The following is a 22,538-nucleotide window of genomic DNA, read 5'->3' on the forward strand; positions in this document are numbered from 1 at the left end:
CTGTCCGCCGGTTCAGCCTGGTTGCCCCAGCAGCGGTGCGGGCCGTGCGCCGGCCTTGGCCAGCAACAGCTGGGCGGTGCCGATGGCACGCTCCAGAAAGCCCCCCTCGCAGTAGCACAGGTAGAACTCCCACAAGCGGTAGAACGTGTCGTCATAACCCAACGCCTGCAACGGCTGGCGCGCCTGCTGCAGGTTCTGGTGCCAGCAGCGCAGGGTGCGCGCATAGTGCAGGCCGAATTCTTCCATGTGGTGCAGGTTCAGATCGGTGTCGCGGCCCATCACCTGCAGCATCACCCCCACCGAAGGCAGGGCGCCGCCCGGAAAGATGTAGCGCTGGATGAAGTCGACCGAGCGGCACGCCTGTTCGTAGCGCTGTTCGCGGATGGTGATGCTCTGCAGCAGCATCAGGCCATCGGGCTTGAGCAGCCGCGCGCATTGCCTGAAGTAGCTGCTGAGGTAGCGATGGCCGACAGCTTCGATCATCTCGATGGAAACCAGCTTGTCGTACTGGCCCTGCAGGTCGCGGTAATCCTCCAGCAGCAGGGTGATGCGGTCCTGCAGGCCGGCTTCGTCGATGCGCCGACGGGCATAGGCGAACTGTTCGGCCGACACCGTGGTGGTGGTTACCCGGCAGCCGTGGTGGCGTGCCGCGTAAATGGCCAGGCCGCCCCAGCCGGTGCCGATCTCCAGCAGGTGATCGTCGCGGGTGAGGGCGAGTTTCTGGCAGATGCGCTGCAACTTGTAGTGCTGGGCCTGTTCCAGGGTATCGTCGGCCCCCTGAAACATGGCCGCCGAGTACATCATGCTCGGGTCCAGCAGGCGCTCGAACAGTTCGTTGCCCAGGTCGTAATGGGCGGCGATGTTGCGTCTGGCGCCGCGCCGGGTATTGCGGTTGAGCCAGTGCAGGCCATGCAGCAGCGGGCGCCCCAGGCGTGCCAGCCCGCCTTCCAGGCCGTCGAGTACCTCCAGGTTCGCCACCAGCACGCGGACCACGGCGGTGAGGTCCGGGCTGGTCCAGTAGCCGTGGACGTAGGCTTCGCCTGCGCCAATCGAGCCGTTGCTGGCCACCAGGCCCCATAGCGCGTCGTCCACTACCTGGACATGCCCTTGCAGGTTCGCGCCGGCGTCGCCGAAGTGGTGCACCACATTGGCTTCGATGACCACCAGTGCGCCGTGGCGCAGGCGTTCGAGCTGGCGCAGCACAGCGCGCCGCAGCAGCATCACGCCGATGCCGTTGCCGGCGGACGCGAAGCGTTTTGCCGGGATTGCCTCAGGGCTTTTCATGGGGGGTGTCCTTTGCGCTGTCGGGTGCATTGATCGGTTTGGCTCGCCGCCAGGTGCCCCGGGCGGCGAAGTGGTCGAACAGGCGATGACGCTTGAGCAGCAGGCGCAAGGCCTGCCAATGGATGGCCAGCAGGGTCTTGGCGGTCATCCACGGGAAGCTCAGCAGGTGCCGGTGCAGGCTGCGTCGGTTCAGGTCGATGCGCGCCAGGTTCAGCACGGCGCTGAACACCCGGGTGTGTGCCTGCCAGTCCTCCATGCGCACACGGATACGCGCTGCAGGTGTGCAGAAGTGCATGCGGTATTCCAGGTCGGCGGGCAGGAACGGCGACACATGAAACGCCTTGGCCACGCTGAAGTTCCACGGCCCCGGGCCGTCGGCGGGCAACACGTAGTGAAAGCGTTCGCGCCAGGGCGTGTTGGTGACCTCGCAGAGAATCGCAGCCAGACGCCCGTCACCTTCAAAGCAGTAGAAAAAGCTCACCGGGTTGAAGGCCAGGCCCCAGCTGCGGGGTTGGGTCAGTACGCACACCGGCCCTTGGGGGCGGTGGTGCAGCACCTGTTCGAGCAGGTCCAGCACGGCGCTCTTGAGGGGCGTGCCCTGGTGAGTGGCGGCTGGCAGATAGTCCCGCTCGTCGAAGGCAAAGGCGCTCCACCGGCCCCCGCCGGCCAGCCTCGACAGCGCTGGCAGCTGCGCCTGCTCGTCCAGGTCCAGGTACAGCAGGCCGATGCGGTAGGCAAAGCCGAAATCCCCCCTGGCGGGGCGGCGGTGGCTGACCCAGCCCTGGTAGAGCGCGCTGTTCACAACTGCTCACCAAATTCGGCGGCCACGCGCAGCGCGCTGACCACGCCGTCTTCATGAAAGCCGTTGCCCCAGTACGCGCCGCAGTAGTAGCTGTGTCGGGCACCGCACAGTTCGGCGTGACGCGCCTGGGCCCGTACCCCGGCCAGGCTGAACTGCGGGTGGGCATAGGTGTAGCGGCCAAGGACCTTGCCGGGGTCGATGGCGCCGGTCTGGTTGAGGCTCACGCAGAAGGTCTGCGGGGCATCGATGCCCTGCAGAATGTTCATGTTGTAGGTGACGGCGGCCGGCTGGGACTGCGAGCCGCCGAGGCGGTAGTTCCAGCTGGCCCAGGCCAGGGGGCGACGCGGCAGCAGGCGGGTGTCGGTGTGCAGGACCACGTCGTTGTCGGCATAGCGCAGCGCGCCAAGAATCTCGCGCTCGGCCTGGCTGGGATCATGCAGCATCAGCAGCGCCTGGTCGCTGTGGCAGGCGAACACCACCTTGTCGTAACGCTCCATGCCTGCTCGGCTGAACAGGCTGACACCGTCGGCATCGCGGGTCACGCCCAGTACAGGGCAGTTGAGGCGAATGCGTTCGGCAAACGGTGCGCACAGCGGGGCCAGGTAACTGCGCGAGCCACCTTCCACTACCCGCCATTGCGGGCGGTCGTTGACCGACAGCAGCCCGTGGTGCTTGAAGAAGCGCACGAAAAACTGCAGCGGGAAGCCCAGCATCTGCGCCAGCGGCATCGACCAGATGGCGGCTCCCATCGGCACGATGTAGTGGTCGATGAAGCGCTCGCCATAGCCGTTCATGTACAGGTAGTCGCCCAGCGAAAGGGTGTTGTTGACTCGCTGCTGCTCCAGGTCGTTCAGGGCCTGGCGATTGAAGCGCAGGATGTCGTAGAGCATGCCCCAGAAGCGCGGCGACAACAGGTTGCGGCGCTGCGCAAAGAGGCTGTTTAGGGTGTTGCCGTTGTACTCGTGGGCGGTCTGCGGGTCGTGGACCGAAAAGCTCATTTCGGTAGGGCGCGAGGCGATGCCCAGCTGATCGAGCAGGCGAATGAAGTTGGGGTAGGTCCAGTCGTTGAACACGATGAACCCGGTATCCACCGCGTAGTGTCGCTCGCCAAGCTGCACGTCGACGGTATGGGTGTGCCCGCCAATCCGGTCACTGGACTCGTACAGCGTGATGGCGTGCTGGCGCTGCAGCAGGTGGGCGCAGGTAAGCCCGGCGATACCGCTGCCGATGATGGCTATCTTCATGGGTGGGGTTCCTGGCGCAGTGGCCGTGACAGGTGCTTGCCCAGTGCCAGTTGCAGGCTCACCGGCAGCAGCGCGACCAGGCGCAGGCCGGCGATGAACAGGAGCGGAAAGGCAATGGTGTACGGGCGCTTGTGCAGGCGCCGGGCAATATGGCGTGCGGCCTTTTCGGCGGGCCAGCACAGCGGCATGGGGAAGTCGTTGCGCCGGGTCAGCGGGGTGTCGACGAAGCCCGGGCTGACCAGCGTCACGGCAATGCCTTCGCGGGCCAGGTCGATGCGCAGCGATTCGAACAGGTAGCGCACCGCGGCCTTGGAGGCGCCATAGGCACCGGCGCGGGGCAGCGCCAGAAAGGTCACGGCGCTGGCCACGGCCACCAGGTGCGGCTGTCGGCCCTGGCGCAGCAGGGGCAGGGCAGCCTCCACGCAGTGGCTGGCACTGAACAGGTTGGAAGCCACCACGCGCTCGACCATGGCGGCTTCGAAGGCTTCGCTGTCCAGGTACTCGCAGGTGCCGGCGTTGAGTATCACCTGGTCCAGGCCACCCCAGGCCTGGGCGATCTGCTGGGCGATCGCGCGCACCTGGTCACCCTCGCGAAGGTCGCCCGGTACCACCAGTACCTGGTCGGGGTAGCGCTGCGCCAATGCCTGCAAGGGCTGGGCATTGCGCGCGCTGACCGCCAGGCGATGCCCCTGGGCCAGCAGCAGGGGGGCCAGTGCCGCACCAATGCCGCTGCTGGCGCCGGTCAGCCAGATGCGTCTCATGCCAGCCTCCGCTTGAGCCAGCCGATCACGCTGCCCATCACCGGCAGGTGCTCGTACAGCAGCGCCCCGGCGTCGAAGTAGTCATGGTGCAGGTAGACCTTGTCGCGCCACATCAGGTGCGAGCAACCCTGTACCTGAACCGGGCGCCCACCGTTCAGGCGCGCATGCCGGTAGTGCAGGGTCCAGCGCAGGTAGCCCTTCCCGTCGTCGACCTGGTCATAACCGTGGAACTCGAAGCGCACCTGATCGACGTTGGCGTACAGCTGAGCGAAATAATCCTGCAGCGCGGCCATGCCGTGGATCTGATGCAGCGGGTCACGGAACTGGACATCGTCGCTGTACAACTCGCGCAGCACACCCAGGTTGTGCGCGTCGATGGCGCAGAATCGCTCTGCAAAGCGTTTGAGATACTCGGACATTGCCTGCACCCATGACCATTGTGGTCATTTAGTTGTACACGTGTTGTTATTTGTACAAGATATTTGCAGGTTAGAGGGAAATTTGTACAAGTCAATTCATCCCTGCAGATTTTGCTGCAGGGAGATGGACGCAGGGGCAGGGGCAGGGGCAAGGCGAGGGAGAACGCAGGACGCAGAAAGCAGAAAAGCGCCCCAAGGGGCGCTTTTCAGAAGATGGTGCGAGTGGCGGGACTCGAACCCGCAAGGCTCACGCCGGCAGATTTTAAGTCTGCTGTGTATACCAATTCCACCACACTCGCACGGATCATCCGGCTGCAAGGTCAGGCACAGGGTGTGTGCGACACTTTACCTTCCGGATCAAGGCGGCTTTATAACTCATCGTTATATTCGAGTCAACTCGCGCACCCGCTACTTTGCCATGTAACGCCGCAGCCAGCGACGCGGAATCAGCAGTGACACGATGGCCAGTGCCAGGGCGAAGCCACCGCAGGCCATCAGCGCCGCCAGGCCGTAGCGGTGCTCCAGCAGCCCGCCCAGCACTGCGCCGCCGAACATGCCGGACCACGGCACCAGTTGCACGCGCCAGCCCGGACGCCGCTCCCCCATCAGCCAGCGGCCCAGGCCGCGGCCAAAACGCGACAGGGCGCCGGTTACATAGGTCAGCCCGATGGGCAGCCCGTTCACCTCTTCGACCGCCGCATTGAGCATGCCCATGGCGATGATCGCGCCCAGCAGCGCCGGCAACTGCGCCTGCGCGCCCCACAGGCCTGCCCCCAGCAGCAGTGCCGCCGACAGGGCGAGCAGCGGCCATGCGCGCTTGGCGCTCAGGCGGGCGATGATCACCCCCAGCGCGTTGCCGGCAATGAAGGCGCCGATCAGCAGGGCCAGGCGGGCCACCAGTGCCCAGTGCGCATCGCCCAGGGCGACGGCCATGCGCGTGGTGTTGCCGCTCATGAATGAAACGAAATCGCCGGTGGCGAGAAAGCCGATGGCGTCGGTCATGCCCGCCAGCACCGACAGGGCGGCGACGAAAAACAACCCGACGCGGCCCCGGCGCTTGTAGACGAGGGTAGTCAGCGGCCCGCGTTGGCCCTGTGGGCGCTCTGGCAGCATGGGCGTCTCCGGGGCTAGGGTTCGATGCGGTCGGCCACGCTGCGCAACTGGTCGATCGATGCCTGCAGCCCATTGATGCTGCGCTGCACTTCCAGGGCATCCTGGGGGTGGGCCGAGTGCTGCAGGTAGCGCGCATGCCCGGCCATTTCGCGCGCGATCTGCTCCAGATCGGCGGCGGTGTGCTCCAGGTCATCGTGAATGCCTTTCATCCTTGCATCTGTGGTCAACGTCCTTCCCCCGGTTGCGCTTGCACCTGTGGACTATAACAAGTTGCCCCCCGGCCCGGAACGATTTCCCCGGGCACTGCCCGGATAGGTGAGCACCCGTTGACACCGGGCAATCACTGCGCCACTGTTCCGCCAGTGATTTATCGTTCACGTCCTGCAGGTCGATACGACTGTTTCGAAATTACGGAATTGCAGAGGCACCCGGTTGTCTACCTTCTCATTGTCCTCACTGCGGTGCCTGCGGGTTTGCCATGGATTCTTCCCAGCGCTCTGACCTTCAAACCATGCACGCCAGCCGCTATGAGCAGTTGGTGCAGACCGTTGCGGACTACGCCATCTATATGCTCGACCTCGAGGGCCATGTGGTGTCGTGGAACCTGGGGGCCCAGCGCATCAAGGGCTACAACGCCGACGAGGTCATCGGTCGGCACTTCTCGATGTTCTTCACACCGCAGGATTGCGCCGAAGGCCGGCCTGGCTGGTTGCTCAATCGTGCGCTGAGCACCGGCGGGGCACAGGACGAAGGCTGGCGCATGCGCAAGGACGGCACGCAGTTCTGGGCCCTGGCGGCACTGGATGTGATTCGGGACGAGCAGGGCGAGGTGGTCGGGCTGGCGAAAATCACCCGCGACATCACCGATCGTCGGGAAGCCGCATTACAGTTGGACGCCATGCGTGCGCAGCTGTTCCAGTCGCAGAAGCTGGAAGCCCTCGGCCAGCTTACCGGGGGCATGGCCCACGATTTCAACAATCTGCTCACGATCATCATCGGCTCGGCCAAGCTGGCCATGACCTCTCGCGACCCGCAGCGTACCGAGCGCCTGTTGCAGCATATCGTCGATGCCGGCGAACGCGGCAGCCAGGTGACCCAGCAGTTGCTCGGGTTCGCCCGGCGCAAGGTGCAAAGCACAAGCCGGGTCGATGTGGCGCAGTTGGTCCGGGCGAGCCAGGCGTTGCTGTCCCAGGCGCTGCCCAAGGGCATCGAATTGCTGGTGGATATCCAGGGCGAGGTATCGGATATCGAGGTGGACAGCGGCCAGTTGCAGATGGTGCTGCTCAACCTGATCTTCAACGCCCGTGACGCCATGGATGCCGAGGGGCGCATCGAACTGGTTGCACGCAACCAGGTGCTGCAGGGGGAGTGGGACGGGCTGGTTGGCGATCATGTGCTCATCAGCGTGCGCGACCCCGGACGTGGTATCGATGCTGCGGTGTTGCCGCGCATCTTCGAACCGTTTTTCACCACCAAGAGTTTTGGCAAGGGAACCGGCCTGGGGTTGAGCCAGGCCTACGGTTTTGCCAAGCAGAGCAACGGTTGCATCAGGGTCGAGAGCGAAAGCGGTCGCGGCACCTGCATGACCCTGTGCCTGCCGGCATGGCAGCCACCCCAGCCCGACAACCTTCAAAGCGAGTGAACCTATCGTGGAGCAGCTCAAGCGTCTTGCTACAGGCATCGAAGGTCTGGACGACCTGCTCAAGGGCGGCCTTGTGGCCGGCTCGTCCTATATCGTCCAGGGTCGCCCGGGCTCGGGCAAGACCATCCTGGCCAACCAGTTGGCGTTCAACCATGTGGCCACGGGCGGGCGGGTGCTGGTGGCGACGCTGCTGAGCGAGTCCCATGAGCGTCTGTTCCAGTACCTGTCCACCCTGAGCTTTTTCGACCCTGCGCTGGTGGGCAACCAGCTGCAGTTCGTCAGTGCCTTCGATACCCTCGAAAGCGAGGGGCTGGAGGCGGTGGTCAAGCTGCTGCGCGGTGAAATCGGCCGCCAGGGCGCCTCCCTGCTGATTGTCGACGGCCTGCTCAATGCACGTTCACGCGCCGAAAACGTGCTCGACACCAAGAAGTTCATTTCAGAGCTGCAAGGCCATGCCGCGTTTGCCGGCTGCACCTTGCTGCTGCTTACCAGTTCGCGCCTGGATGACGGCAGCCCGGAACACACCATGGTCGATGGCGTCATCGAGCTGGGCGAGGACCTGTACGGCGCACGTTCGGTGCGACGCATCCAGTTGCGCAAGACCCGCGGCAGCGGGGCGCTGTCCGGGGTGCACGAATGCGAGATCACCGAGCAGGGGCTGAAGGTGTATCCGCGCCTCGAAGCACTCTACAGCCACCCCTCCAGCCCGGGCAGCGAGGTGTTGACCCGCGTCGGCACGGGCCTGGCCAGTCTCGATGGCTTGCTGGGCGGGGGCTTTCCCAGCGCTTCGGTCTCGCTGGCGATGGGGCCGTCGGGCATTGGCAAGACCTCCCTGGGCCTGAGTTTTCTGGCCGGTGCCACAGTGGCCGAGCCGGGCCTGCATTTCGGCTTCTACGAGACCCCGCAGCGCTTGCGCATCAAGGCCAGGGCCATCGGTATCGATCTGCCGGCACTGGAGAAAAGCGGGGCGGTGCACCTGGCCTGGCAGCCCACTACCGAAGGGTTGCTCGATGGCGTGGGTGCCCGTTTGCTCAGCCATGTACGCAAGCACCGCATCAAACGGGTGCTGATCGACAGCCTGGGTGCGTTTGCCCGGCTCGCCACCAACCAGGGGAGGCTCAACGAGTTCTTCCGTGCGCTGATGGGCGAGCTGCGTGCCGAGGATGTGACGGTGTTGGCGACCTGGGAGATGCGCGACCTGTTCGGCTCTGAAATCAACGCACCCGCGTCGGAGCTGTCGTCGATCGTCGACAACCTGTTCCTGATGCGTTTCGTCGAGCTGGACGCCGAGCTCAAACGCTTGCTGTCGATCCTCAAGGTGCGCGACAGTGAATACGATCCGGCCCTGCTGGAGCTGGTCATCCGTTCGACAGGCATCGAGCTCGACAAGGCGTTCGTTCAGGCGAGCGCGGTGATGTCGGGCACCGCTTCATCGGCGCAAGGGGCATGAAAGCCCTGGGCTGGCAGCCATGAGCACGATTCTGGTCGTGGACGACGAGTATGTGATCGCCGATATCCTGGGGTATGCCCTGGAGGACGCCGGCTACAAGGTCGAGAAGGCGCCCAATGGCAAGACGGCCCTGGACGTGCTGGAGAAGGTGCGAATCGACCTGGTCATCACCGACTACATGATGCCGATAATGAATGGCGAGGAGTTGGCCAAAGCGATTCGCAGCAATGCGCAGTTTGCGGACCTACCGGTCATTCTCATGAGCGGGGCCCAGGCAAGTATCGGCAAAGCCATACCTGACCTGTTTTCTGCAGTGTTCGACAAGCCGTTCGATACTGCCAGCATGGTGGCCAGGGTCAGGGCATTCATCGGTGTGGCGGAGGCCGGGCGGGATACGCCAGAGCTTCAGTGAACCGTGTTGCCGGGACCAAGCGCATCCGTGCGACTCGATTAGCCCTGGTTACTGGTGATCATCCCCCTTCTCCGGCGCCGGGCTGCCGGCTTGAATGCGCTTGTAAATCTCTTCACGGTGCACCTGGACATCTTTGGGTGCATCGATGCCGATCCTCACTTGCATCCCCTTGACCCCTAGAATGGTGACCTTGATGTCATCATTGATGACGATGCTTTCGCCAACTTTGCGGGTGAGTATCAGCATGTACTTCTCCTTGGTAACTTTGAATGCCTTGCAGGCGGTAGCTGCACAGGCCGGGTGTGCGCGGTGGCACAGCCGTCTTTCCCTTCATTAAAGACGCATTCGATGGAAATTAATTCCCCGAGCACAAGATTCTGTTGAGGTCTTTAGTCACAGGTTCCGATTGGGCAGATGGGCAATTACGCACAACCGGTATCGCCCATGGACGCAAGCATAGGGGGCTTCAACGCATATGGGAAATTTCTCTGCCTGATGGGGGATATGTCTTTTTTCTATGGAACGGTGGCGTTTAAAAAGTAGGGTTATTTAATGTGCTAGTTAATGATTTTCATTCTTATCGCATGCATTCAATGTCATGAGAAAACGTGCCAGGGCCACCTCGGCCAGCTCCATGCGTTGGCGCGCCCGTGGCCGTGGCAGCGCGTGGAGCTCGCCCAGCACGAAGCGCTCCAGCAGCGCCGGGTGCACATAGCTGCGCCGGCATACGGCGGGGGTATTGCCCAGTCGCGACGCCACCTGCTTGAGCATGGCCACGATCTGTCGGCGCGCTTCGGTTTCCGGTTGCCATTGCAGCTCGCGCAGCAACTCCAGCGCCAGCGCGCTGCCGGCCCAGGTGCGATAGTCCTTGGCGGTGAAGTCGGCACCGGTCAATTGCTGCAGGTAGGCGTTCACGTCCGCCGAACCGACGGTGTGACATTGCCCCAGCGCGTCCTGCCACTGGAACAGGTCCTGGCCCGGCAGTTCCAGGCAGCGCTTGACGATGCGCGCCAGGCGACGGTCCTTGAGAGTCACCTGGTGCTCGATGCCGCTCTTGCCGCGAAAGCGAAACCGTATCGCGCTGCCTTCGACCTGCACATGGCGAGTGCGCAGCGTGGTCAGCCCGTAGGAGCGGTTGTCGCGGGCATACTGACGGTTGCCCACGCGGATCAGCGTGTTGTCGAGCAGGCTGACCACCAGTGCCATGACCTTTTCGCGGTCCAGGCCGGGCCGCGCCAGGTGCTCGTCGAGTTGCTTGCGCAGCCGCGGCAGGCGTTTGGCGAAGGCCAGCATGCGGTCGTACTTGTGGCTGTCGCGCAGTTCGCGCCAGTCGGGGTGATAGCGGTACTGCTTGCGACCACGTGCGTCGCGTCCGGTGGCTTGCAGGTGGCCGCGCGGGTCGGCGCAGATCCATACATCGGTATAGGCCGGCGGTATGGCCAGCGCCTTGATGCGGGCCAGGGTATCCGGTGCGGTGATGCGCTGGCCGTGCGCGTCGAAATAGGCGAAGTGCTTGCGCAGCAGGCGCCGATGGAAACCGGGGCGGCTGTCATCCACGTAATGCAGGCCACTGGGCAAAGGGGGCAGGTCGACACTCATGCTGGGCGCTCGCGTAGGGGCTCTGACGATGGACAGCAGCCGTTCGCGCAAGTTAGCCCAGCAATGCCACCGATTTTATCTGCGCCCACAACTGCTGGCCTTCGTGCAGCCCCAGCTGGTCGCTCGAGTAGCGCGTCACCCGCGCCAGCAGGGCTGTGCCATCGGCGTCCAGGCTCACCAGCATCTGCGCCGGGTTGTCACCGGCGCGCAACGCGCACACGCGCACCGGCAGGCGGTTGAGAATGCTCGAACGGCTGTCGTCGGCCAGGCTCAGGCTCACGTCGCGTGCCTGGACCTTGACCCGCAGGCGCGCCCCCGGGGCCAGCGCCTCGTGGGTGAGGCGCAACCTGAGGTCGCTGCCCGGCAGTTTCAGGTCCAGCAACTGGTAGGCCGCGTCGTGGGCGTCCACCTCGCCCTCGATGACCACCCCGGCGTCCTCCTGCAGGGCCAGCGGCAGGTCCAGGCGGGCCAGTGTCTGGCTGATCGGCCCGCTGGCCTGCACCTTGCCCTGTTCGAGCAGTACCAGGTGATCGGCCAGGCGCGCCACTTCGTCCTGCGCATGGCTGACGTAGATCAGCGGGATCTGCAACTGGTCGTGCAGGCGCTCCAGGTACGGCAGGATCTCGCGTTTGCGCGGGCCGTCCAGGGCTGCCAGGGGTTCGTCCATCAGCAGCACCTTGGGGCTGGTGAGCAGCGCACGGGCGATCCCCACGCGCTGTCGTTCACCGCCCGACAGGGTGTCCGGCTTGCGCGCGAGCAGGTGGCTGATGCCCAGCAGCTCGCAGGCGTGCTCCAGGCCGACCTGGCGCTGGTGCTGGGCGATGCGTCGCCAGCCGAAGATCAGGTTGTTCTTCACGCTCAGGTGGGGGAACAGGCTGGCTTCCTGGAACACATAGCCGATGGGGCGCTGGTGGGGCGGCATGAAGTACTGGCGTGCGGAATCCTGCCAGACTTCGCCATTGACCTCGATGTAGGCCTGGTCGGCCCGCTCCAGGCCTGCCAGGCAGCGCAGGCAGGTGGTCTTGCCCGAGCCCGAATGGCCGAACAGGGCGCTGACACCGCGCCCGGGCAGTTGCAGGTCGACATCCAGCCGGAAATCGTCGAAGGCCACCTGCAACCGGGCCTGGATCAATGCACTCATCGGTCAGCTCCAGGCCGGCTTGCCGCGGCGGCTGGCGTACAGCGCCAGCAGCACCAGGAACGAGAACACCAGCATGGCGCCGGCCAGCCAGTGGGCCTGCATGTACTCCATAGCCTCGACATGGTCGAAGATCTGCACGGAAACCACGCGGGTCTTGTCGGGAATATTGCCGCCGATCATCAGCACCACGCCGAACTCGCCGACGGTGTGGGCAAAGCCCAGGATGCTCGCGGTAATGAAGCCAGGGCGGGCCAGGGGCAGCACCACGCTGAAAAAACAGTCCCACGGGCTGGCGCGCAAGGTGGCAGCCACCTCCAGCGGGCGTTCGCCAATGGCGCTGAACGCGTTTTGCAGCGGTTGCACCACGAACGGCATCGAGTACACCACCGACCCGATCACCAGGCCTGTGAAACTGAACACCACGGTGCCCAGGCCCAGCGCCTGGGTGGCCTGGCCAAGCCAGCCGTGGGGGCCCAGGGCGATCAGCAGATAGAAGCCGATCACCGTGGGCGGCAACACCAGGGGCAGGGCCACGATCGCCCCGATCGGCCCGCGCAGCCAGGAGCGCGTGCGCGCCAGCCACCAGGCGATCGGGGTGCCGATCAGCAGCAGGATCAGGGTAGTCAGCGACGCCAGCTTGAACGTCAGCCAGATGGCGCCCAGGTCGCTGGCCTCCAGTGGCATCAGAGTTCGTAGCCGTACGACTTGATCACTTCAGCGGCCTTGGGGCCCTTGAGGTAATCGACCAGCGCCTTGGCGGCGGCGTTGTCCTTGCCCTTGTTGAGAATCACAGCGTCCTGTTTGATCGGGTCGTGCAGGTTGGCCGGCACGATCCAGGCCGAGCCGTTGCTGACCTTGCCGTCCTTGTAGATCTGCGACAGCGCCACGAAGCCCAGCTCGGCGTTGCCGGTGGAAACGAACTGGAACGCCTGGGTGATGTTCTGGCCTTCGACCAACTTGCCCTTGGTGGCCTCGGTCAGGTTCAGCTTGGCCAGTACCTGCGTGGCGGCCAGGCCGTAGGGCGCGGCCTTGGGGTTGGCGATGGACAGGTGCTTGTAGTCGTTTTTCTTCAGGACTTCGCCCTTGTCATCCACATAGCCCGCTTTGGGCGACCACAGCGCGAGGGTGCCGATGGCGTAGGTAAAGCGCGAGCCCTTGACGGTTTCGCCTTCGTTCTCGAGTTTTTCGGGGGTGGTGTCGTCGGCCGACAGGAACACCTCGAAGGGCGCGCCATTCTTGATCTGCGCGTAGAACTGCCCGGTAGCGCCGAAGGAGGCGACCAGCTTGTGACCGGTGTCCTTTTCGAAATCCTTGGCAATAGCCTGGATGGGCGCGGTGAAGTTGGCCGCGACGGCCACCTGGACTTCATCGGCCCAGGCGCTGTTGAGGGTCAGCAGGCCGAATACGGCGGTCAGGGCAAAACGAGGGGCGCGCATTCTCATCAAACAGCTCCATGTGCATGAGGTAATCGTTATGCATTGGAATATATAGCGATTGCCCGACAAACGGAAAGATCTGTTTTACCGTGACATCAATGCCAGCGCCTTTTCTGCCAGTTGGCGCGTCAGTTCGGCCGCCGGCAGGGCTTGGCCAAGGCGCAGCGCCTGGCCGGCCCACAGGTTGCTGAAATCGCTGTTGCCCTGCGGCTCGCTGATGGCGCGAAGGGGCATCAAGGCGCCGCCGGCCAGGGGGAAGGCAGGGGCCAGGGGGCTCATCGGGCCCAACTCACGCATGATGCGGGTATTGATGCCGCGTGCCGGGCGCCCGGTAAACAGGTTGGTGAGCGCGGTATCGCTGGCCTGTGCGCTGTGCAGTGCCTGGCGATGCGCGGCCGACACCTTGGCCTCGGGGCAGAACAGGTAGGCGGTGCCCACCTGAACGGCCGAGGCGCCCAGTGCGAAGGCCGCCACAACACCGCGGGCATCGCCGATGCCGCCAGCCGCGATCACCGGCACCTTGACCGCATCGGCCACCTGGGGCACCAGCGCCAGGGTGCCGATCTGGGTGGTGAGGTCATCGCTCAGGAACATGCCGCGGTGCCCACCTGCTTCATAGCCCATGGCGATGATCGCGTCGCAGCCATGGGCTTCGAGCCAGCGTGCTTCCTCGACCGTGGTGGCACTGGACAGTACCTTGGCCCCGCTGGCCTTGACCCGCGCCAGCAGCTCGGGCGCAGGCAGGCCGAAGTGAAAGCTCACCACTGCAGGCTTGCAGTCTTCCACCAAGGCACAGCCCGCTTCGTCGAAGGGCGCGCGATTGGAGACCGGGGTGGTGGCGCCGAAGTCGGCACCCACTTCTTCGTAGTACGGCTTGAGTGCCTGCTTCCAGCGGATTGCACGTTCGCCATCGGTGGCGGGTGGCCGATGGCAGAAGAAATTGAGGTTGAGCGGGCCGCGACTGGCCTGGCTGAAGGTCGCGATCTCCTGGCTTATCTGCTCGGGGGTGAGCATCGCGCATGGCAGCGAGCCCAGCCCCCCGGCGTTACTGACCGCGATGGCCATGGCCGACCCCGTGGCGCCCGCCATCGGTGCCTGGATGATGGGCAACTCGATACCGAGCAGGTCGAGGATACGTGGGTCCGGCCATTGGCTCATCGCGGGGCTCCTTGTGTGGGCGTGGGTTACAGCGCCTTGCTTACCTTGATATCGGTGATCTTGCTGAAGTCTTCGCCGTGCAGTTTGCGCAAGGCTTCCTCGACCTGCTGTGGCGCCGTGCTGCTGAGCACGGCGAAGTCGAAACGACGCTCGCCGTCGAGGTTGTACTTGATGACGTACTTGATGTTTTCGCTCATGGGGTTATCTCAGCTTCGACGACGAACGGCGGATGATCTTGATCGTGTGGGTGAAGGTCGGCTTGCTTACCGCCGACAGGGCACGGGGGCCAACGGTGTCGATGGTGATGTTCCAGAAGCCGTCGCTGGGCACGGTGATCTTCGCCGGGAAGTCGACGAAGGCGCCGCCGTGATAGGTATGCCGGCCGCCATTCTTGAAGCTGCGGAAGTTGGCATCGTTCATCAGGCGGATATTGCAGCGCTGGGAGCAGTGGATGACGACGATGTCGTCTTCATTGAGGTGCTCGCGCTGGTGTACGAATTTCATGTCGCTCTCCGCAAGGGATCTTTTGGCAAATCAAAACGATAGCACGATGTCGGGTTACACTGTGGGGCTGAGTGCCAAGGCCAGAGATAAAACTGCCAATCCAGGGAGCAAATCGGCCTGGCCATGGTCCAACGGTTTTTTATGGAGGGGTACCGATGAAATGGGTTGTACCAGCGCTGGCAGTTGCGCTGACCGGTTGTGCCAATGTAGCCGAAATCGAACAGAGCCCCGAGACCATGAGCGTGATCTCGGGCAAGTCGCCACGCGAGTTTGCCACCTGCGTTCAGCAAAAACTGGCTGATAGCCGTGGCCCGCTGACCATCGAGGAGCGGGGTAGCGGCCTGCGCGTGGTGGTTCCGCAGAAGCTCTCGGACAAGTCCCCGGCTGCAGTGCTGGAGATCAGCGAGCGCTCGAGTGGCAGCGCGGTCAAGTTGCATGAGCGGTTGAGCAATTTTCCCCTGCGCCCGGGGGATGTCAAAGCGGCTGTGAGCGTGTGCATCTCCAAGTGATTGCGTGAGCCGCGTTTAAACGATTCAGTGGTTGTCCCTGCATTTTTCTGTGCCTGCCCGCGTTGTAGCGCTGGCCGGATAGGCCTAGTATCGGTAGGCTTATATTTTATAAGTCTAAGCTTATAACAAGAAAAATGGAGTCCGTGATGATCCCACTGGATCGAATCCTGATAGGCAGCCTGCTGTTGCTTTCAATGCAAGCCGCCACTGCCGCCGATGGCCAGAAAATATTCACCCAGGGAGGGGAGAACCCCTCTGCCATGGCCTGCATGAGCTGCCATGGCCCCGATGGCCTGGGCATGGCCGCCGCCGGCTTCCCACGCCTGGCTGGCCTGCCGGCCGCCTATGTGAGCAAACAGCTCAAGGACTTTCGTGACGGCAGCCGCAAGCAGCCGATCATGGAGCCGCTGGCCAAGGCCCTGAGCGACGCCGAGATCAGCGCCATCAGCGCCACGCTGGCGGCAATGCCGGTACCGCCCACCCCTGATACCCGTCGCCAGCAGATGGCAACCGACCCGGTCGAGTCGCTGGCGCTTTACGGCGACTGGAGCCGAGGCATCCCCGGGTGCGTGCAATGTCACGGGCCGGGTGGTGTGGGGGTAGGCGAGCACTTTCCGCCATTGGCCCACCAGCCTGCCAGCTACCTGGCCGGGCAACTTGACGCATGGCGCGACGGCCGGCGCAGCAACGACCCTAACCAGTTGATGGTCGGTGTCGCCAAAGCCCTGACCGATACCGAGGTCAAGGCGCTGGCTGAATACTTTGCCACCCGCGCCAGCCAGGAGGCCGCCCAATGAATCGCTTGCTACTCACTACCCTGACCCTGTTCATGGGCGGCGTTCAGGCGGCCCCGATCGCCATGGAAGACCAGTCGCAACTGAAAGTGGCGCCGGCCAGCACGCCGGCCAGCTTCAAGCCCCCCGCCGAAAGCGAGTTGCCCGACAACGCCTTCGGCAAGATGGTGCGCGACGGCTATGCGCTGTTCGTCGACACCAAGCGCCTGGCCCCCGAGTATGTGGGCAACGGCCTGAACTGCAGCAACTGCCACCTGGATCAGGGACGGCTGGCGCATTCGGCGCCGCTGTGGGGGGCTTACCCGATGTACCCTGCCTATCGCAAGAAAAACGACAAGGTCAACACCTTTGCCGAGCGTATCCAGGGCTGCTTCCAGTTCAGCATGAACGGCAAGCCGCCGGCGGCCGACAGCCCCGAGATGACGGCGTTGTCGGTGTATGCCTACTGGCTGGCGAGCAAGGCACCGATCGGCGTCGAGACACCGGGGCGTGGCTACCCGGAGGTCGACAAGCCTGCGCAGGGCTATGACATCAAGCGCGGTGCCCAGGTGTATCAGCAGCAGTGCGCCATCTGCCACGGCGACAGCGGCCAGGGCCAGAAGGTGGCCAAGGACTACGTGATGCCACCGCTGTGGGGCAAGGACTCCTACAACTGGGGTGCCGGCATGCACCGCATCAACACGGCGGCCTCGTTCATCAAGCACAACATGCCGCTGGGCAAGCCAGGCACGCTGACCGACCAGCAGGCCTGGGACGTGGCGGCCTTCATCAACGCGCATGAGCGCCCTCAGGACCCGCGCCTGGTCGAAGGCTCGGTGGAAAAAACCCGGCTCAAGTTCCACGCCAATGACGGCGTCAACCTCTATGGCCAGAAGGTCGACGGGGTGCTGATCGGGCAGGGCACAGGCGGCTAGAACGCTCGCCCATCCGCGTATACAGGCCTGCCTGCGGGCCTGGATACGCGGATTATTTGCAACCTGCGGGAACTATCTACACTGAGTTTTTCTCTATCATTCATTCGGCCGGGCCACGGGGGCATTGTAAGCGCATCGCCGCCTGATTAGACTGCGCCGAATTTCGTACCGCACAGCCCCTTGTTAAGGACGTTTATGATCAAGAAATGCTTGTTCCCGGCAGCCGGTTACGGCACCCGCTTCCTGCCAGCAACCAAAGCCATGCCAAAGGAAATGCTGCCAGTGGTGAACAAGCCACTGATCCAGTACGGCGTTGAAGAAGCGCTGGACGCTGGGTTGAACGAAATCTCCATTGTCACCGGCCGCGGCAAGCGCGCTCTGGAAGACCATTTCGACATCAGCTACGAGCTGGAAAACCAGATCAAGGGCACCGACAAGGAAAAGTACCTGGTCGGTATTCGTCGCCTGCTCGACGAGTGCTCGTTCTCCTACACCCGCCAGACCGAAATGAAAGGCCTGGGCCACGCTATCCTGACCGGTCGCCCGCTGATCGGTGACGAGCCGTTTGCCGTGGTGCTGGCCGACGACCTGTGCGTCAACCTCGACGGTGACGGCGTGCTCAAGCAGATGGTCAAGCTGTACAAGCAGTACCGCTGCACCATCGTTGCGATCATGGAAGTCGACCCGCAGGAAACCAGCAAGTACGGTGTGATCGCCGGCGACCTGATCGGCGACGACCTGTACCGTGTACGCAACATGGTCGAGAAGCCAAAGCCGGAAGACGCCCCGTCGAACCTGGCGATCATCGGCCGCTACATCATGACCCCGGACATCTTCAAGCTGATCGAAGAGACCGAGCCGGGCAAGGGCGGTGAAATCCAGATCACCGACGCCCTGATGAAGCAGGCCCAGGACGGCTGCGTGATTGCCTACAAGTTCAAGGGCAAGCGTTTCGACTGCGGTGGCGCCGAGGGTTACATCGACGCGACCAACTTCTGCTTCGAAAATTTCTACAAGACCGGCAAGGCCTACTGAGTTCACTCGGTCGGTTGCGTCACAAAGCCACCTTCGGGTGGCTTTTTTGTTTATGGGCCTGGCTGGCGGTATGCTGGCGGCCTGCCAAGGAGACTGATATGGCCTACGATTTTGATCTGTTCGTGATTGGCGCCGGTTCCGGCGGTGTGCGTGCAGCACGTTTTGCTGCCGGTTTCGGCGCAAAAGTGGCGGTGGTCGAAAGCCGCTACCTGGGCGGCACGTGTGTCAACGTCGGCTGCGTGCCGAAAAAACTGCTGGTGTACGGCGCGCACTTTGCCGATGACTTCGAGCAGGCGGCAGGCTACGGCTGGTCGCTGGAAGATGCACAGTTCGACTGGGCACAGCTGATCGCCAACAAGAACCGTGAAATCGAGCGGCTCAACGGCATCTACCGCAACCTGCTGGTCAACAGTGGCGTGACCCTGCTCGAAGGCCATGGCCGCCTCACCGGGCCCCATGAGGTCGAGGTGGATGGCACGCGCTACAGCGCGAAGAACATCCTGATCGCCACCGGCGGCTGGCCACAGATTCCGGACATCCCCGGGCGCGAGCTGGCCATCAGTTCCAACGAGGCGTTCTACCTCAAGACCTTGCCCAAGCGTGTGCTGGTGGTGGGGGGTGGTTACATCGCGGTGGAGTTCGCCGGAATCTTCCAGGGGCTGGGCGCCAAGACCAGCTTGCTCTACCGGGGCGACCTGTTCCTGCGCGGCTTCGATGGCGCAGTGCGCACGCACCTGAAGGAAGAGCTGGAAAAACGCGGTCTCGACCTGCAGTTCAACAGCGACATCCAGCGTATCGACCAGCAGCCCGATGGCAGCCTCAAGGCGACCCTCAAGGATGGTCGCGAGCTGATTGCCGACTGCGTGTTCTACGCCACCGGCCGGCGCCCCATGCTCGATAACCTGGGGCTTGAGAACACCGAAGTGCAACTGGACAAGCGCGGCTACGTGCAGGTCGATGACCAGTACCAGACCGACGAGCCGTCGATCCTGGCCATTGGCGATGTGATCGGCCGCGTGCAGCTCACTCCGGTGGCCCTGGCCGAAGGCATGGCCGTGGCGCGGCGCCTGTTCAAGCCGGAGCAGTATCGCCCGGTGGATTACCAGAACATCCCGACGGCGGTGTTCAGTCAGCCGCCGATCGGCACCGTGGGCCTGACCGAGGAGCAGGCGCTGGAGGCGGGGCACAAGGTGCAGATCTTCGAAAGCCGCTTCCGGCCAATGAAACTGACCCTCACCGACGTGCAGGAGAAGACCCTGATGAAACTGGTGGTCGATGCCGACACCGACCGCGTGCTGGGCTGTCACATGGTCGGGCCGGATGCCGGCGAGATCATCCAGGGCCTGGGCATCGCGCTCAAGGCCGGGGCGACCAAGCAACAGTTCGACGAAACCATCGGTGTGCACCCGACAGCCGCGGAGGAGTTCGTGACGCTGCGTACGCCTACGCGCTAAGCGGTGCCTCCAGCGCGGGTCCAGCCCCCTCCCACAGCGATTGCAACGGTCTTTGTGGGAGCGGGCTTGGCCCGCGATCGCATCAACATAAATCGTCTATCTGAACTGAGCTTTATAGCCAAAACCAATCACCAGCATCAGCTTTGCCAATGAGCGCTATCGGCGATGAATGGTTAGGATTCTCCCATCAAGTTTTTCAACCCTGAGGAGAGTCACCGATGCCTATCATCAACAGCCAGGTCAAACCGTTCAACGCTACTGCCTACCACAACGGCGAATTCGTCCCTGTTTCCGAAGCCGACCTGAAGGGCAAGTGGTCCGTGGTGTTCTTCTACCCGGCCGACTTCACCTTCGTCTGCCCGACCGAACTGGGCGACCTGGCCGACAACTACGCTGAATTCAAGAAGCTGGGCGTGGAAATCTACGGTGTGTCGACCGACACCCACTTCACCCACAAAGCCTGGCACGACACCTCGGAAACCATCGGCAAGATCCAGTACCCGCTGATCGGTGACCCGACCCACGTCATCTCGCGCAACTTCGACGTGCTGATCGAAGAAGCCGGCCTGGCCGACCGCGGTACCTTCGTGATCAACCCTGAAGGCCAGATCAAGATCGTCGAACTCAACGACGGCGGTGTAGGCCGTGATGCCAGCGAGCTGCTGCGCAAGGTCAAGGCTGCCCAGTACGTCGCTGCCCACCCAGGCGAAGTCTGCCCGGCCAAGTGGAAAGAAGGCGAAGCTACCCTGGCGCCATCGCTGGACCTGGTCGGCAAGATCTAAGACCGTGAACCAGCCGAGGGCGGGCCACCGCACCTGAAGTCTGTCCCGCCCCGCAAAACGCCCGGGCGACTCTGCCCGGGCGTTGTTTTTTCTACCGTTTGAAAAGGAATCGCCCGTATGTTGGACGCCACGCTTAAAACTCAGTTGAAAGCCTACCTGGAGCGGGTCACCCAGCCGATCGAGATCGTTGCCTCCCTCGACGACGGCGCGAAGTCCCGTGAAATGCACGACCTGCTGCGGGAAATCGCCAGCCTGTCGGATCTGATTACCTTGCGCGAGGACGGTGCCGACGCCCGTCGCCCGTCGTTCTCGCTCAATCGCCCGGGGGGCGATATCAGCCTGCGCTTTGCCGGCATCCCCATGGGCCACGAATTCACCTCGCTGGTGCTGGCGCTGCTGCAAGTCGGTGGCCACCCCTCCAAGGCGAGCGCCGAGCTGATCGAACAGGTCGCCGGGCTCAAGGGTGAGTTCAACTTCGAAACCTACTTCTCGCTGTCGTGCCAGAACTGCCCGGACGTGGTGCAGGCGCTGAACCTGATGGCGGTACTCAACCCCAACGTGCGCCATGTGGCCATCGACGGCGCGCTGTTCCAGGCCGAAGTCGAGGCACGCCAGGTGATGGCAGTGCCCAGCGTCTACCTCAATGGCGAGGTGTTCGGCCAGGGCCGCATGGGCCTGGAGGAGATCGTCGCCAAGCTCGACACCGGCACCAGCGAGCGCCAGGCCGAGAAACTCAATGCCAAGGACGCCTTCGACGTGCTGGTGGTCGGTGGTGGGCCGGCAGGCGCGGCAGCAGCGATCTACGCGGCCCGCAAAGGCATTCGCACCGGCGTGGCTGCCGAGCGCTTCGGCGGGCAGGTGCTGGACACCATGGCCATCGAGAACTTCATCTCCGTGCAGGAGACCGAAGGGCCGAAGCTGGCCACGGCGCTGGAAGAGCATGTCAAGCAGTACGACGTCGACATCATGAACCTGCAGCGCGCCGATGCGCTGGTGCCGGGCCAGGACGGCGCGCTGCACCAGGTGCGCATGGCCAACGGTGCCACGCTCAAGGCCAAGACCGTGATCCTGGCCACCGGCGCACGCTGGCGCGAGATGAACGTGCCGGGCGAAAAGGAGTACCGCAGCCGTGGCGTGGCCTACTGCCCGCACTGCGACGGCCCGCTGTTCAAGGGCAAGCGTGTGGCGGTGATCGGTGGTGGCAACTCCGGTGTGGAGGCGGCCATCGACCTGGCCGGCATCGTCGCCCATGTCACGCTGATCGAGTTCGACAGCCAGTTGCGTGCCGACGCGGTGCTGCAGCGCAAGCTGCACAGCCTGGCCAACGTGACCGTGATCACCAGCGCCTTGACCACCGAAGTGCTGGGCGACGGCCAGAAGGTCAACGGGCTGCGCTACAAGGACCGCAACAGCGACGTGCAGCATGACATCGCGCTGGAAGGGATCTTCGTCCAGATCGGCCTGCTGCCCAACACCGATTGGCTCAAGGGCACCCTCGAGCTGTCGCCCCGTGGCGAGATCATTGTCGATGCGCGGGGCCAGACCAGCGTGCCGGGCGTGTTTGCCGCCGGTGACGTGACCACGGTGCCCTACAAACAGATCGTGATCGCGGTGGGTGAGGGGGCCAAGGCGTCGCTGGCAGCGTTCGACCACCTGATCCGTACCAGCGCTCCGGCCTGAGGCGCATCGCCGGCCTTGCCGGCCTGTGACGGTGCAACAACGCAAAAGCCCTGACAGGTCAGCCTGTCAGGGCTTTTGCGTGGCCTATTCGAACAGCGACCGGCCCTTGTCCAGTTGCTGGTCGACCAGCGACTTGCCCAGTGCAATCGACGCGCGCTGGGCGTTTTCCAGGTCGGCCAGAAACAGCGGCGCGTGGGCACACAATCGCCGGGTGCTGTGCTTGTCTGGGGAGGTGATGCGGCATCCGACTTCGAACGGCAGGGGAATGCCGGCATGCGGGACCACGTTTGCCGTGACCGTGTAGTTGCGGTGGACACATTCAAGGGTGTGCATGAGCGCTACCTCGCTGTGGTGGCTTCAACCGGTATCAGCTCCGGTATACCACAGCCAGGTGCGCGGGGGCGG

Annotated in this window: 26 protein-coding genes and 1 tRNA gene; 10 read left to right on the forward strand and 17 right to left on the reverse strand. The window is 63.8% G+C overall.

Annotated features, from left to right (window positions below; all coding sequences use genetic code 11):
- Positions 1–12: 12 nt before the first annotated feature.
- The 8 genes from LOY33_RS10135 to LOY33_RS10170 form a co-directional block, all read right to left on the reverse strand.
- Positions 13–1,284, reverse strand: a complete 1,272-nt coding sequence (locus tag LOY33_RS10135) for a cyclopropane-fatty-acyl-phospholipid synthase family protein (protein ID WP_258662545.1) — start codon at positions 1,282–1,284, stop codon at positions 13–15.
- A complete protein-coding gene (locus LOY33_RS10140; protein ID WP_258662546.1) occupies positions 1,271–2,086 on the reverse strand; it encodes a DUF1365 domain-containing protein in 816 nt (271 codons plus the stop codon). Before LOY33_RS10140 ends, LOY33_RS10135 begins: the two co-directional genes overlap by 14 nt.
- Positions 2,083–3,330: an NAD(P)/FAD-dependent oxidoreductase gene (locus LOY33_RS10145; protein ID WP_258662547.1), complete on the reverse strand. Its 1,248-nt coding sequence runs from the start codon at positions 3,328–3,330 to the stop codon at positions 2,083–2,085. The genes LOY33_RS10140 and LOY33_RS10145 overlap by 4 nt, the downstream gene beginning before the upstream one ends.
- Positions 3,327–4,091, reverse strand: coding sequence for an SDR family oxidoreductase (locus LOY33_RS10150; protein ID WP_100632526.1), 765 nt, complete (start codon positions 4,089–4,091; stop codon positions 3,327–3,329). The genes LOY33_RS10145 and LOY33_RS10150 overlap by 4 nt, the downstream gene beginning before the upstream one ends.
- The gene (locus tag LOY33_RS10155) at positions 4,088–4,510 is read right to left on the reverse strand and encodes a nuclear transport factor 2 family protein (protein ID WP_043861725.1); all 423 of its coding nucleotides are present in this window, start codon (positions 4,508–4,510) and stop codon (positions 4,088–4,090) included. The genes LOY33_RS10150 and LOY33_RS10155 overlap by 4 nt, the downstream gene beginning before the upstream one ends.
- A gap of 214 nt (positions 4,511–4,724) precedes the next feature.
- Positions 4,725–4,809 (reverse strand) — tRNA-Leu (locus LOY33_RS10160).
- A gap of 109 nt (positions 4,810–4,918) precedes the next feature.
- Complete coding sequence (locus tag LOY33_RS10165) at positions 4,919–5,623, reverse strand: YoaK family protein (protein ID WP_043861726.1); 705 nt, start codon at positions 5,621–5,623, stop codon at positions 4,919–4,921.
- A 14-nt stretch (positions 5,624–5,637) separates the two neighbouring features.
- Complete coding sequence (locus tag LOY33_RS10170; protein ID WP_043861727.1) at positions 5,638–5,832, reverse strand: hypothetical protein; 195 nt, start codon at positions 5,830–5,832, stop codon at positions 5,638–5,640.
- 269 nt (positions 5,833–6,101) lie between these two features.
- Here LOY33_RS10170 and LOY33_RS10175 point away from each other — a divergent pair, with 269 nt between their 5' ends.
- Genes LOY33_RS10175 through LOY33_RS10185 form a run of 3 tightly spaced genes read left to right on the forward strand, consistent with a single transcriptional unit; the run spans position 6,102 to position 9,127 of the window.
- The gene (locus LOY33_RS10175; protein ID WP_054914300.1) at positions 6,102–7,265 is read left to right on the forward strand and encodes a nitrogen regulation protein NR(II); all 1,164 of its coding nucleotides are present in this window, start codon (positions 6,102–6,104) and stop codon (positions 7,263–7,265) included.
- A gap of 4 nt (positions 7,266–7,269) precedes the next feature.
- Positions 7,270–8,715 carry an ATPase domain-containing protein gene (locus LOY33_RS10180; RefSeq protein WP_043861729.1) on the forward strand — a complete coding sequence of 482 codons (1,446 nt, stop codon included), beginning with the start codon at positions 7,270–7,272 and terminating at the stop codon, positions 8,713–8,715.
- A 19-nt stretch (positions 8,716–8,734) separates the two neighbouring features.
- A complete protein-coding gene (locus LOY33_RS10185; protein ID WP_054914301.1) occupies positions 8,735–9,127 on the forward strand; it encodes a response regulator in 393 nt (130 codons plus the stop codon).
- Positions 9,128–9,175: 48 nt separating this feature from the next.
- Here the strand turns inward: LOY33_RS10185 and csrA are convergent, their stop codons facing one another.
- The 8 genes from csrA to LOY33_RS10225 all read right to left on the reverse strand — a co-directional run bounded on the left by csrA (position 9,176) and on the right by LOY33_RS10225 (position 14,965).
- Complete coding sequence (gene csrA, locus LOY33_RS10190) at positions 9,176–9,373, reverse strand: carbon storage regulator CsrA (protein ID WP_043861731.1); 198 nt, start codon at positions 9,371–9,373, stop codon at positions 9,176–9,178.
- Between the two features lie 315 nt (positions 9,374–9,688).
- Positions 9,689–10,726: a DNA topoisomerase IB gene (locus LOY33_RS10195; RefSeq protein WP_058540361.1), complete on the reverse strand. Its 1,038-nt coding sequence runs from the start codon at positions 10,724–10,726 to the stop codon at positions 9,689–9,691.
- Between the two features lie 52 nt (positions 10,727–10,778).
- On the reverse strand, positions 10,779–11,867 hold the full coding sequence (modC, locus tag LOY33_RS10200; protein ID WP_078481840.1) for a molybdenum ABC transporter ATP-binding protein: 1,089 nt from the start codon (positions 11,865–11,867) through the stop codon (positions 10,779–10,781).
- Positions 11,868–11,870: 3 nt separating this feature from the next.
- Complete coding sequence (gene modB / locus LOY33_RS10205; protein WP_258662549.1) at positions 11,871–12,551, reverse strand: molybdate ABC transporter permease subunit; 681 nt, start codon at positions 12,549–12,551, stop codon at positions 11,871–11,873.
- Positions 12,551–13,309: a molybdate ABC transporter substrate-binding protein gene (gene modA, locus LOY33_RS10210; protein WP_123753142.1), complete on the reverse strand. Its 759-nt coding sequence runs from the start codon at positions 13,307–13,309 to the stop codon at positions 12,551–12,553. The genes modB and modA overlap by 1 nt, the downstream gene beginning before the upstream one ends.
- A gap of 78 nt (positions 13,310–13,387) precedes the next feature.
- Positions 13,388–14,461: a nitronate monooxygenase family protein gene (locus LOY33_RS10215; protein WP_258662550.1), complete on the reverse strand. Its 1,074-nt coding sequence runs from the start codon at positions 14,459–14,461 to the stop codon at positions 13,388–13,390.
- A 26-nt stretch (positions 14,462–14,487) separates the two neighbouring features.
- A complete protein-coding gene (locus LOY33_RS10220; RefSeq protein WP_088514404.1) occupies positions 14,488–14,658 on the reverse strand; it encodes a hypothetical protein in 171 nt (56 codons plus the stop codon).
- A 4-nt stretch (positions 14,659–14,662) separates the two neighbouring features.
- Positions 14,663–14,965, reverse strand: coding sequence for a DUF1883 domain-containing protein (locus tag LOY33_RS10225; RefSeq protein WP_043861737.1), 303 nt, complete (start codon positions 14,963–14,965; stop codon positions 14,663–14,665).
- Between the two features lie 155 nt (positions 14,966–15,120).
- Here LOY33_RS10225 and LOY33_RS10230 point away from each other — a divergent pair, with 155 nt between their 5' ends.
- The 7 genes from LOY33_RS10230 to ahpF all read left to right on the forward strand — a co-directional run bounded on the left by LOY33_RS10230 (position 15,121) and on the right by ahpF (position 22,133).
- Complete coding sequence (locus LOY33_RS10230; protein ID WP_043861738.1) at positions 15,121–15,474, forward strand: hypothetical protein; 354 nt, start codon at positions 15,121–15,123, stop codon at positions 15,472–15,474.
- Between the two features lie 146 nt (positions 15,475–15,620).
- On the forward strand, positions 15,621–16,271 hold the full coding sequence (locus tag LOY33_RS10235) for a cytochrome c (RefSeq protein WP_100632575.1): 651 nt from the start codon (positions 15,621–15,623) through the stop codon (positions 16,269–16,271).
- 62 nt (positions 16,272–16,333) lie between these two features.
- Positions 16,334–17,182, forward strand: coding sequence for a c-type cytochrome (locus LOY33_RS10240; protein WP_370409331.1), 849 nt, complete (start codon positions 16,334–16,336; stop codon positions 17,180–17,182).
- Between the two features lie 195 nt (positions 17,183–17,377).
- Positions 17,378–18,217, forward strand: a complete 840-nt coding sequence (gene galU / locus LOY33_RS10245; RefSeq protein ID WP_043861741.1) for a UTP--glucose-1-phosphate uridylyltransferase GalU — start codon at positions 17,378–17,380, stop codon at positions 18,215–18,217.
- Positions 18,218–18,315: 98 nt separating this feature from the next.
- Positions 18,316–19,671, forward strand: coding sequence for a glutathione-disulfide reductase (gene gorA / locus LOY33_RS10250; protein ID WP_088514405.1), 1,356 nt, complete (start codon positions 18,316–18,318; stop codon positions 19,669–19,671).
- A 218-nt stretch (positions 19,672–19,889) separates the two neighbouring features.
- Positions 19,890–20,453: an alkyl hydroperoxide reductase subunit C gene (ahpC, locus tag LOY33_RS10255; protein WP_043861743.1), complete on the forward strand. Its 564-nt coding sequence runs from the start codon at positions 19,890–19,892 to the stop codon at positions 20,451–20,453.
- Between the two features lie 117 nt (positions 20,454–20,570).
- Positions 20,571–22,133 carry an alkyl hydroperoxide reductase subunit F gene (gene ahpF, locus LOY33_RS10260; RefSeq protein ID WP_236176158.1) on the forward strand — a complete coding sequence of 521 codons (1,563 nt, stop codon included), beginning with the start codon at positions 20,571–20,573 and terminating at the stop codon, positions 22,131–22,133.
- Between the two features lie 84 nt (positions 22,134–22,217).
- Here ahpF and LOY33_RS10265 read toward each other — a convergent pair whose 3' ends face one another.
- Positions 22,218–22,466 carry a hypothetical protein gene (locus tag LOY33_RS10265; RefSeq protein WP_054914310.1) on the reverse strand — a complete coding sequence of 83 codons (249 nt, stop codon included), beginning with the start codon at positions 22,464–22,466 and terminating at the stop codon, positions 22,218–22,220.
- Between the last annotated feature and the right edge of the window lie 72 nt (positions 22,467–22,538).

This window comes from Pseudomonas sp. B21-036 (assembly GCF_024748925.1).
GTDB lineage: Bacteria > Pseudomonadota > Gammaproteobacteria > Pseudomonadales > Pseudomonadaceae > Aquipseudomonas > Aquipseudomonas palmensis.